The organism is Pseudomonas sp. FeS53a (assembly GCF_000931385.1).
Lineage (GTDB): Bacteria > Pseudomonadota > Gammaproteobacteria > Pseudomonadales > Pseudomonadaceae > Metapseudomonas > Metapseudomonas otitidis.
Genome location: NZ_JYFT01000027.1, coordinates 109,080 through 118,525, shown reverse-complemented (window position 1 = coordinate 118,525; position 9,446 = coordinate 109,080). Strand labels below are relative to the sequence as shown.

Sequence of the window (9,446 nt, the reverse complement as noted above, 5' to 3'; positions counted from 1 at the left end):
GCATTAGGGGGCGCGGGTGGGGTGGGGGTCTATCCGCTTAGTGGGCGAACACTCGCCGGAAAATCCGCACCCCGGCGGGGCGTGGGGTAACGCTCGCGAGCCTCGGGGTAACGCTTCGAGCGGTGGGGCAGGGTGCCCGTCCGTTTTGTCTATCCGGAAAGTTGAAGAAGCCTGTCCCAACGATTCGATTCCGGCCTGTGGGACGGACGTGGCATGGTGCTTGCCTTGATCCTGGCAATGCGCCGCCAGAGCGCGCTTCCATAAACCCTCATGGGTGCCGCGTGATGAACCTGAACGAATCCCCTCGTTGCCGGGGCCTGCTCGCTGATTGTTTCGACCTGGCGGGTGCCCGTGCCTGGATGGCGGCCATCTGCGGGCCGCACCGACTGGACGCCGCGCGCCCGGAGCGCATCCGCTTCCATCACAGTGGCAATGTCCTGCCCACCAGCGCCATCACCCTGGGCCATGTGGAGTACGGCACCGATGTCACCATCGGTGTCGGCGAGGAGGCCACCCTCGACTGCTACAGCCTCAGCCTGCCCCTGGGCGGCGAGCAGGAGCTGGACCTCGCCGGCCGTCGCCTGCGCTCCGACACCGGGCTGGGCCTGGTGCTGTCGCCCGACCAGAGCCAGCGGCTGACCATCGCCGGCAACTGCCGCAAGCTGCAGGTGGCCATCCCGCGAAGGGCGCTGGTGGAGGTGTTGGAGGCGTTGCTGGAGCGCAGCGTCGTCCAGCCTCTGCACTTCGAGCCGCAGATGGACGCGGTCGACGGGGCGACGGGCGCCTGGTGGCGCATGGCCCGCCATCTCACCGATGAGCTGGCACGGGGTGCGGCCCTCTACGGCCAGGGGCTGTTCTCCCGGGACCTGGAGAGCGCCTTCATCAAGGGCCTGCTGCTGGCCCAGCCGAACAGCTACAGCGACGAGCTGCAGGCGCGCCAGGCCCCGCAGCTGCCGCATTACCTGGTCCGGGCGCGGGACTTCATGCGCACCCACGCCCGGGAGAACCTCTGCCTGGAAGACATCGAGCGCGCTGCCGGCGTATCGCGCTTCAAGCTGTTCGAGGGGTTCCGCCGGTACTTCGGGGTGTCGCCCATGGCCTTTCTCAAGCGCCATCGGCTGCTGGCGGTGCGCCAGGCGCTGCTGGACGACCACAGCCCGCGCAACATCTCGGCCATCGCCATGGCCTGGGGCTTCACCCACCTGGGGCGTTTCTCCTGCGAGTACCGCAAGCTCTTCGGCGAGCCGCCCAGCGCCACCCTCCAGCGCCTGGCGGCGCAGCGGGACGCTTCCTGCTGAGCGAGCGGCCGTCCGTCCGCTTATTTCGAGTCGTCACCCGGTCGTCATCAATCTGTCACGGGCGGCGGACGACCATGGCCCGGACGCTGCCACCATTAGGACCCGTCCCATGGCGACAGACGGCGAAAGGCTTGATCCTTGGGCCCTCGTCAACGTTGAAAGGAAAGATCAGGAAACAAACTCGGGCCCCCGGGCCTAGCCAAGCTTCGGAGCATGCCGTATGATCCGCCGCCTAGTACCTAGCTGTAAGTCAGTCCGGTCAGCTGTACTCCGCGACGTCCCCGCGCACCACGGCACCGGTCTCCTCGATGGTCACCTGAACGCAACTTCCCGCCCAATGGCGTTCCCGCGTTCCTGGCCAGCCATCCAGAAGTCTGATCAGGACAGCCGCCGGCCCAGAACCTTGCCGCGGCTACAACCTGGCACCCGAAGTACTTCGTCGGCTCACCTATCGTGGGTGGAACCAAATGCCGACTCATTCACTCCGATAAGGATCATCCGTTGCGCCCATTTGGGTGGCGGATTCGGAGTTTTATTACGCGGCCATGCCGCTTGTATGCAGGACATAACAACATGACCATTCATCATCAGGCCAAAGACGCCATCACCACCCTGACCCGCGCATTCGCTCCGCTGCAGTGCCAGATCACCGCCCCGTCCCGCAAGGGCGGCTTCAGCTTCACCATCGTCAGCGAGTACGGTGTTGCCTGCCACAGCCAGCGCCTCTACCCGGAGCACTACCGTGACTCCAGCCAGCTGCAGCAGGTGATCGACCGCGCCCAGCGTGCGCTGACCGCCTGAGGCGAGTCGGCGTTACCCAAAGCCCCGCACAAGCGGGGCTTTTTCATGCCCGTTGAAATGTGGAGACGAAGCAGGGCGGGCTTTTCGACAGACGAAAAAAAGCAGCCCGGGGGGCGGGCTGCATGGATGGCCAAGGGGGATGGCCATGGGAGGAGCTAGGAGCAATACACGATCGGTTCGCGACCGCCACCAGCAGGGGCGGGTGGCAGCAGGGCTGCCGGCGAGTCGATGGGTGGCAGGATAGTCACCGGCTCCCGTGGCGGGAAATCACCTTAGGTAATAGTGACTATCGGCTGCGCTTATCGCCGTCCCCTCAGCGGTTGACGTCCACCACCACACGCCCACGCACCTGGCCGTCCAGCAGCTCGCGGGCGACCGGCAGGGCTTCCTCCAGACTGATCTCGCGGGTGATCGCGTCCAGCAGCGCCAGGTCCAGGTCACGGGCCAGGCGCTCCCAGGCCTCGATGCGGTCGGCCTTCGGGCGCATCACGCTGTCGATGCCGGCCAGGGTCACGCCACGCAGGATGAAGGGCGCGACGCTGGCGGGAAAATCCATGCCCTGGGCCAGGCCGCAGGCCGCGACCGCGCCGCCGTAGCGGATGCCGGCGCAGACGTTGGCCAGGGTGTGGCTGCCGACCGAGTCGATGGCGCCCGCCCAGCGCTCCTTGCCCAGCGGGCGGCCAGGTTCGGCGAGGCTGGCGCGATCGATGATCTCGCTGGCGCCCAGGCGCTTGAGGTAGTCCGCTTCCTGCGGTCGGCCGGTGGAAGCCGTCACCTGGTAGCCGAGGCGGGCGAGCAGGGCGATGGCGAAGCTGCCGACGCCGCCGTTGGCGCCGGTCACCAGCACCTGGCCCTTGTCCGGGGTCACGCCGTTGCGCTCCAGGGCCAGCACCGAGAGCATCGCGGTGTAGCCGGCGGTGCCGATGGCCATCGCCTGGCGCGGGGTGAAGCCGGCCGGCAGCGGGATCAGCCAGTCGGCCTTGAGGCGCGCCTTCTGAGCCAGGCCGCCCCAGTGCGTCTCGCCCACGCCCCAGCCGTTGAGCAGCACCCTGTCGCCGGTCTTGAAGGCGGAGCTGTCGCTGGCCTCCACGGTGCCGGCCAGGTCGATGCCGGCGACCATGGGGAAGCTGCGCACCACCGGGCCCTTGCCGGTGATGGCCAGGCCGTCCTTGTAGTTCAGGGTGCTGTAGTCGACCTTCACGGTGACCTCGCCCGCAGGCAGTTGCGCCTCGTCCAGCTCCGCCAGCGTGGCGCGGTAGCCGGTGTCGTCCTTGTCGATCAGGATGCCTTTGAACATCGGGTGTCTCCTCGTGCGGAACCTAGGGAAAGGGACGGGCTAGCGCGGCAGCCCGGCGAGAAATCCTTGGATGAAGCAGTCCAGCGGCGCATTGCCGCGCACCAGCCGGGCGCGCAGCACGGCGCCTTCCCAGCCGATCCAGAAGAATGCGGCCCAGTGCGCGCAATCCGTGTCCGGAGCCAGCTCGCCTTCGGCCTTGGCGGCCTCCAGGCAAAGGGCCAGGCGTTGCTGCCAGCTGAGCAGGATGGCCTCCAGGGTTTCGCGGAAGGCCTCCGGCAGCTGGGTCACCTCCTGGCCCAGGTTGCCCACCAGGCAGCCCCGGCGGTAATCGAAGCGCTGCATGCCGGCCTTGGCGTCCTCGACGAAGGCGGCGATGCGCGCCAGCGGCGGGCGCGACGCGTCCAGCAGGCAGCGGTCCAGCTTGCGCGCGAAGTAGTCGGCGTAGTTCGCCAGCACCGCGTGGCCGAAGTCTTCCTTGCTCTGGAAGTAGTGGTAGAACGAGCCCTTGGGCACGCCGACGCGGCTCAGCACCGCATCGATGCCGGTGCTGAGGAAGCCCTGCTCGGTGAGGATCTCGGTGCCGCAACGCACCAGGGCGTCGCGGGTGTCGGGGTTGTCGCGATTGACCTTGGGTGGTCGGCCGCGACGGGGCGTGGCTATGGAATCGGTCATGGCGGGGTATATTAGACCGACCGTCTAGAAAATCAATGGCGGGKGCGTCGCATCGCTCGTACCCGCCTCGCGCCGCGCCCCTTATCCGGCAGCGACGAGCTGGCGGATCGCCTGCTCGAAATACGCCGCCGGCTGGCCACCGCTGATCAGGTGGCGGCCGTTGAGGATCACCGACGGCACCGAGCGGATGCCATGGCTCGTGTAGAAGTGTTCCTCCTCGCGCACCTCCTCGGCGAAGCGGCCGGACTCCAGCACCTCGCGCGCCGTCCCGGCATCCAGCCCGGCGGCTGTGGCCACCTCCACCAGCACCGCGCGGTCGCTGGGGTTGCGCCCTTCGCTGAAGTAGGCGGCCAGCAGGCCCTGCTTGAGCGCCAGCTGGCGGCCTTCCAGCCCGGCCCAGTGCAGCAGGCGGTGGGCGTCGAAGGTGTTGTAGATGCGCCCGCGCGCCTGCATGTCGAAGCGGAAGCCCACCTCGGCGCCGCGCTGGCGGATGTGCTCGCGGTTGGCCGCCACCTGCTCCGGCGTGCTGCCGTACTTCTGCTGGATGTGCTCGACGATGTCCTGGCCTTCCGGCGGCATGTCGGGGTTCAGCTCGAAGGGCTTGAAGGCGAGCGTGACCGCCACCTCGTCGCCGAGGTTGGCGATGGCCTGCTGCAGCGCGCCCAGCCCCACCGCGCACCAGGGGCAGACCACGTCGGAGACGAAGTCGATGTGGATGGCCTTGCTCATGGGCATGCTCCGTGAAGGATGAAAGGCGCCCAGTCTATGCCTCGAAAGCCCGTACCGCGACGTATCGCACGGCTGTCACCGGCAGGCAGTAAAAAAACAGCGGGCGGGTGCCGTTTGGCGGCTTGCGTCGGCGGCATCTTCAACCATGCTTGCTAATCCATCCCGGCTGCTTCGCCGCTCGCGTCCCCGAGCGGCCGTGCCGTTCCCGTCCCGAACCCATCCCGACCATCACGAGGTGAGCCATGGCCCGCGCCACATCCATCGACCGTTACCGCAACATCGGCATCGTGGCCCATGTGGATGCCGGCAAGACCACCACCACCGAGCGGATCCTGTTCTACACCGGGGTCAACCACAAGATGGGCGAGGTGCACGACGGCGCCGCCACCATGGACTGGATGGTGCAGGAGCAGGAGCGCGGCATCACCATCACCTCCGCCGCCACCACCGCCTTCTGGTCCGGCTCGGCCAAGCAGTACGACAAGCACCGCTTCAACATCATCGACACCCCCGGCCACGTCGACTTCACCATCGAAGTGGAACGCTCCCTGCGGGTGCTGGACGGCGCCGTGGTGGTGTTCAGCGGCGCCGACGGCGTCGAGCCGCAGTCCGAGACGGTCTGGCGCCAGGCCAACAAGTACGGCGTGCCGCGCATCGCCTACGTCAACAAGATGGACCGCGCCGGCGCCAACTTCCTCTGGGTGGTCGGGCAGATCCGCCAGCGCCTCGGCCACACCCCGGTGCCCATCCAGCTGCCCATCGGCGCCGAGGAGAACTTCGAGGGCCAGATCGACCTGCTGAAGATGAAGGCCATCTACTGGAACGACGCCGACCAGGGCACCAGCTTCCGCGAGGAGGCGATCCCCGAGGCCCTGCTCGCCGAGGCCGAGTCCTGGCGGGAGAAACTGGTGGAAGCCGCCGCCGAAGCCAACGAGACGTTGATGAACAAGTACCTCGAAGGCGAAGCCCTGAGCCTGGAGGAGATCAAGGCCGGCCTGCGCCAGCGCACCATCGCCTGCGAGATCGTCCCCGCCGTGCTGGGCTCCTCCTTCAAGAACAAGGGCGTGCCGCTGGTGCTCGATGCGGTCATCGACTACCTGCCGGCACCCACCGAGATCCCGGCCATCAAGGGCACCCACCCGGACGACGAGAACCGCCACGACGAGCGCCACGCCACCGACGACGAACCCTTCTCCGCCCTGGCCTTCAAGATCGCCACCGACCCCTTCGTCGGCACCCTGACCTTCACCCGCGTCTACTCCGGCGTGCTCAGCTCCGGCGACTCGGTGCTCAACTCGGTCAAGGGCAAGAAGGAGCGGGTCGGCCGCATGGTGCAGATGCACGCCAACACCCGCGAAGAGATCAAGGAGTGCCGGGCCGGCGATATCGCCGCGCTGATCGGCATGAAGGACGTCACCACCGGCGACACCCTGTGCGACATCGACAAGCCGATCATCCTCGAGCGTATGGACTTCCCCGAGCCGGTGATCTCGGTCGCCGTCGAGCCCAAGACCAAGGCCGACCAGGAGAAGATGGGCATCGCCCTCGGCAAGCTGGCCCAGGAGGACCCGTCCTTCCGCGTGCGCTCGGACGAGGAGTCGGGGCAGACCATCATCTCCGGCATGGGCGAGCTGCACCTGGACATCCTCATCGACCGCATGAAGCGCGAGTTCAACGTCGAGGCCAACATCGGCAAGCCCCAGGTCGCCTACCGCGAGAAGATCCGCAACCGCTGCGAGATCGAAGGCAAGTTCGTCCGCCAGTCCGGCGGGCGCGGCCAGTTCGGTCATTGCTGGGTGCGCTTCGAGCCGGGCGAGGAGGGCAAGGACACCCTCGAATTCCACAACGAAGTGGTGGGCGGCGTGATCCCCCGCGAGTACATCCCCGCCATCCAGAAGGGCATCGAGGAGCAGATGAAGAACGGCGTGCTGGCCGGCTACCCGTTGCTCGGCCTCAAGGCCACCGTGTTCGATGGCTCCTACCACGACGTCGACTCCAACGAGATGGCGTTCAAGATCGCCGCCTCCATGGCCACCAAGCAGCTGGCGCAGCACGGCGGCGCGGTGCTCCTGGAGCCGATCATGAAGGTCGAGGTGGTCACCCCCGAGGACTACATGGGCGACATCATGGGCGACCTCAACCGCCGGCGCGGCCTTATCCAGGGCATGGACGAAGTGCCGGCGGGGCGGGTGATCCGCGCCGAGGTGCCGCTGGGCGAGATGTTCGGCTACGCCACCGTGGTGCGCTCCATGTCCCAGGGGCGCGCCAGTTACTCCATGGAGTTCTCCCGCTATGCCGAGGCGCCGGCCAACATCGCCGACGCCATCATCAAGGGGCATGCCTGAGCCGGTCCGGCGGGCCCCAGCGGGCCCGCCGGGGTCAGGCGGAGCGGCGGGCGAGGCTGGCCATCTCCAGCGCCACGTCGCGGATCAGCGCGTGCATGCGGCGCTTGCAGAACACCGCCTCGCCGTCGAAGGCGCGGGTCAGCTCCAGCCGGTCGTTGCGGCACATCGACAGCAGCCACTTGCCGTCAGGGCGCGGAGTGACGGCCACGCTGTGGTCGGGAAAGGCGTCGTAGATGTCCTTGATGGCGGTGAACATGGTCCTTCCTCGTGGTGTGTTTGGACCTGACCCCCAATGCAGGGCCCGTGCCAGCGTCCCGACAGGCGGCAACGCCCGTGCGGCCGGCCTTGTCGCAGGCGCGCCGCCCCAGGTTTCGTGCAGCCTGCACGATGCCGCCTGCGAAGGCCGGGCAACCTGCATGACGGCGTGGCGCGGAAGCCCGGCTGCTGGCTATGCTGCTGCCCCATGAACGACGCCTTCCCCCTGCGCGCCCCCTGCCCACCGGGCACCTGCGACTGCGACCGTGACCGCCTGCTGGAAACGCCGGGGGCCGACCTGCGTGCCCTGCGCCTCACCCGCATGGAAGAGAAGCGCCTGCTGGAGCGTCTGGAGCAATTGCGGGACCTGGACGACCTCCACCACATGCAGCAGCGCCTGTTCGACCTGCTGGGCGTACGCCTGCACCTGGGCCCGGGCCACAACGAGGTGCGCAGCATGCGTGGCCTCGACATCCGCCTGGAGCCCATGCCGGGCCTGTGCCGCAAGGTGCGCCAGTCCGTGCCGGCGGCCATTCGCCGGGCCCTGGAGCAGCGCCCCGAGATCGCCTGGCGCCTGCTGGACGCCCACGACCTGCTGCGTGACGCCTGAGCGTCATGTCCGACGTGCAGACTGCCCCCACCGACCCGCCGAGCCGCACCATGCCCGACCCCTCTGCCGAGCCCCTCACTCCCGCCGCACCCGCCGCCGTCAGCCTGCGCGAGGCGTTGCCGTTCTGGCTGCGGCTCGGCTTCATCAGCTTCGGCGGGCCGGCCGGGCAGATCGCGATCATGCACCAGGAGCTGGTGGAGCGGCGGCGCTGGCTCTCCGAGCGGCGCTTCCTGCATGCCCTCAACTACTGCATGGTCCTGCCCGGGCCGGAGGCCCAGCAACTGGCCACCTACCTGGGCTGGCTGATGCACCGCACCCTCGGCGGCGTGCTGGCAGGCGTACTGTTCGTGCTGCCTTCCCTGGTGCTGCTGATCGGCCTGGCCTGGGCCTACCTGGTGTATGGCGAGCAGCCCCTGGTGGCCGGGGTGTTCCGGGGCATCAAACCGGCCGTCACCGCGCTGGTGCTCCACGCCGCCTGGCGCATCGGCTCACGCACCCTGCATGACCCGGGCCTCAAGCTGCTGGCCGTGGTTGCCTTCCTCGCCGTGTTCGCCCTGGATGCGCCGTTCCCCCTGGTGGTGCTGGGCGCCGGCCTGGCCGGCTGGATCGGCGGGCGCCTGGCGCCTTCGCGCTTCCAGCCGGGCGGTCACGCCGGCAGCGTGGCCCACCACGGGCCGGCCCTGATCGATGACGACACGCCTCCACCGCCCCACGCGCGTTTCAACCCGCGTCGGCTGGCGGTCCTGCTGCTGGTGGGCGGAGTGTTGTGGGCGCTGCCCATGGGGCTGCTGCTGGCGGCCTTCGGCTCCGAAGGCACCTTCACCCAGATGGGCTGGTTCTTCACCAAGGCCGCGCTGCTGACGTTCGGCGGCGCCTACGCGGTGCTGCCCTATGTGTTCCAGGGCGCGGTCGAACACTACGGCTGGGTCAGCGCCACCCAGATGATCGACGGCCTGGCCCTCGGCGAGAGCACGCCGGGCCCGCTGATCATGGTGGTGGCCTTCGTCGCCTTCATCGGCGGCTATGCGCAGCAGGTGTTCGGCCCCGAGCAGGCCTTCCTCGCCGGCGCCGCCGCCGCCGTGCTGGTCACCTGGTTCACCTTCCTGCCGTCGTTCCTGTTCATCCTCGCCGGCGGGCCGCTGGTGGAGTCCACCCATGGCGAGCTGCGCTTCACCGCGCCGCTGACGGCCATCAGCGCGGCCCTGGTGGGGGTGATCCTCGACCTCGCGCTGTTCTTCGGCTATCACGTGTTCTGGCCCTCGGGCTTCGACGGGCACTTCGACTGGGCCTCGGCCGTGCTGGCCGGGCTCGCCGCCCTGGCGCTGCTGCGCTGGCGGCGCGGGGTGATCGAAGTGCTCGCCTGCGCCGGCGGGCTCGGGCTGTTGCTGCAGTGGGCGGGGATCTGATCCGCCCAGGCTGCGGCCATCTGTAGCTTTTCC

At 68.5% G+C, this 9,446-nt stretch carries 9 protein-coding genes; 5 read left to right on the top strand and 4 right to left on the bottom strand.

Annotation, left to right across the window (positions count from 1 at the left end; all coding sequences use genetic code 11):
• Window positions 1-284: 284 nt before the first annotated feature.
• Window positions 285-1,298, top strand: a complete 1,014-nt coding sequence (locus tag SZ55_RS08450) for an AraC family transcriptional regulator (protein WP_044404116.1) — start codon at window positions 285-287, stop codon at window positions 1,296-1,298.
• Window positions 1,299-1,871: 573 nt separating this feature from the next.
• Window positions 1,872-2,099, top strand: a complete 228-nt coding sequence (locus SZ55_RS08445; RefSeq protein ID WP_044404113.1) for a hypothetical protein — start codon at window positions 1,872-1,874, stop codon at window positions 2,097-2,099.
• A gap of 313 nt (window positions 2,100-2,412) precedes the next feature.
• Here the strand turns inward: SZ55_RS08445 and acuI are convergent, their stop codons facing one another.
• The 3 genes from acuI to SZ55_RS08430 form a co-directional block, all read right to left on the bottom strand.
• On the bottom strand, window positions 2,413-3,396 hold the full coding sequence (gene acuI, locus SZ55_RS08440) for an acrylyl-CoA reductase (NADPH) (RefSeq protein WP_044404111.1): 984 nt from the start codon (window positions 3,394-3,396) through the stop codon (window positions 2,413-2,415).
• A 39-nt stretch (window positions 3,397-3,435) separates the two neighbouring features.
• A complete protein-coding gene (gene acuR / locus SZ55_RS08435; RefSeq protein WP_044404108.1) occupies window positions 3,436-4,068 on the bottom strand; it encodes an acrylate utilization transcriptional regulator AcuR in 633 nt (210 codons plus the stop codon).
• Between the two features lie 81 nt (window positions 4,069-4,149).
• Window positions 4,150-4,797, bottom strand: coding sequence for a DsbA family oxidoreductase (locus SZ55_RS08430; RefSeq protein ID WP_044404104.1), 648 nt, complete (start codon window positions 4,795-4,797; stop codon window positions 4,150-4,152).
• 242 nt (window positions 4,798-5,039) lie between these two features.
• Between SZ55_RS08430 and fusA the strand changes: the two genes are divergently transcribed.
• On the top strand, window positions 5,040-7,142 hold the full coding sequence (gene fusA / locus SZ55_RS08425; RefSeq protein WP_044404101.1) for an elongation factor G: 2,103 nt from the start codon (window positions 5,040-5,042) through the stop codon (window positions 7,140-7,142).
• Window positions 7,143-7,176: 34 nt separating this feature from the next.
• Here the strand turns inward: fusA and SZ55_RS08420 are convergent, their stop codons facing one another.
• The gene (locus SZ55_RS08420) at window positions 7,177-7,398 is read right to left on the bottom strand and encodes a hypothetical protein (RefSeq protein WP_044404098.1); all 222 of its coding nucleotides are present in this window, start codon (window positions 7,396-7,398) and stop codon (window positions 7,177-7,179) included.
• A 207-nt stretch (window positions 7,399-7,605) separates the two neighbouring features.
• Here SZ55_RS08420 and SZ55_RS08415 point away from each other — a divergent pair, with 207 nt between their 5' ends.
• Window positions 7,606-8,007, top strand: coding sequence for a hypothetical protein (locus SZ55_RS08415; protein WP_044404095.1), 402 nt, complete (start codon window positions 7,606-7,608; stop codon window positions 8,005-8,007).
• Between the two features lie 50 nt (window positions 8,008-8,057).
• Window positions 8,058-9,413 (top strand): chromate efflux transporter, encoded by a 1,356-nt coding sequence (gene chrA, locus SZ55_RS08410; protein ID WP_044404142.1) that lies wholly within the window; start codon window positions 8,058-8,060, stop codon window positions 9,411-9,413.
• The last annotated feature ends 33 nt before the right edge of the window (window positions 9,414-9,446 follow it).

Bases quoted from the DNA above. Each gene is read 5' to 3' on its own strand.
- SZ55_RS08450 (WP_044404116.1), top strand. From the start codon at position 285: ATGAACCTGAACGAATCCCCTCGTTGCCGGGGCCTGCTCGCTGATTGT.
- SZ55_RS08445 (WP_044404113.1), top strand. From the start codon at position 1,872: ATGACCATTCATCATCAGGCCAAAGACGCCATCACCACCCTGACCCGC.
- acuI (WP_044404111.1), bottom strand. From the start codon at position 3,396: ATGTTCAAAGGCATCCTGATCGACAAGGACGACACCGGCTACCGCGCC.
- acuR (WP_044404108.1), bottom strand. From the start codon at position 4,068: ATGACCGATTCCATAGCCACGCCCCGTCGCGGCCGACCACCCAAGGTC.
- SZ55_RS08430 (WP_044404104.1), bottom strand. From the start codon at position 4,797: ATGAGCAAGGCCATCCACATCGACTTCGTCTCCGACGTGGTCTGCCCC.
- fusA (WP_044404101.1), top strand. From the start codon at position 5,040: ATGGCCCGCGCCACATCCATCGACCGTTACCGCAACATCGGCATCGTG.
- SZ55_RS08420 (WP_044404098.1), bottom strand. From the start codon at position 7,398: ATGTTCACCGCCATCAAGGACATCTACGACGCCTTTCCCGACCACAGC.
- SZ55_RS08415 (WP_044404095.1), top strand. From the start codon at position 7,606: ATGAACGACGCCTTCCCCCTGCGCGCCCCCTGCCCACCGGGCACCTGC.
- chrA (WP_044404142.1), top strand. From the start codon at position 8,058: ATGCCCGACCCCTCTGCCGAGCCCCTCACTCCCGCCGCACCCGCCGCC.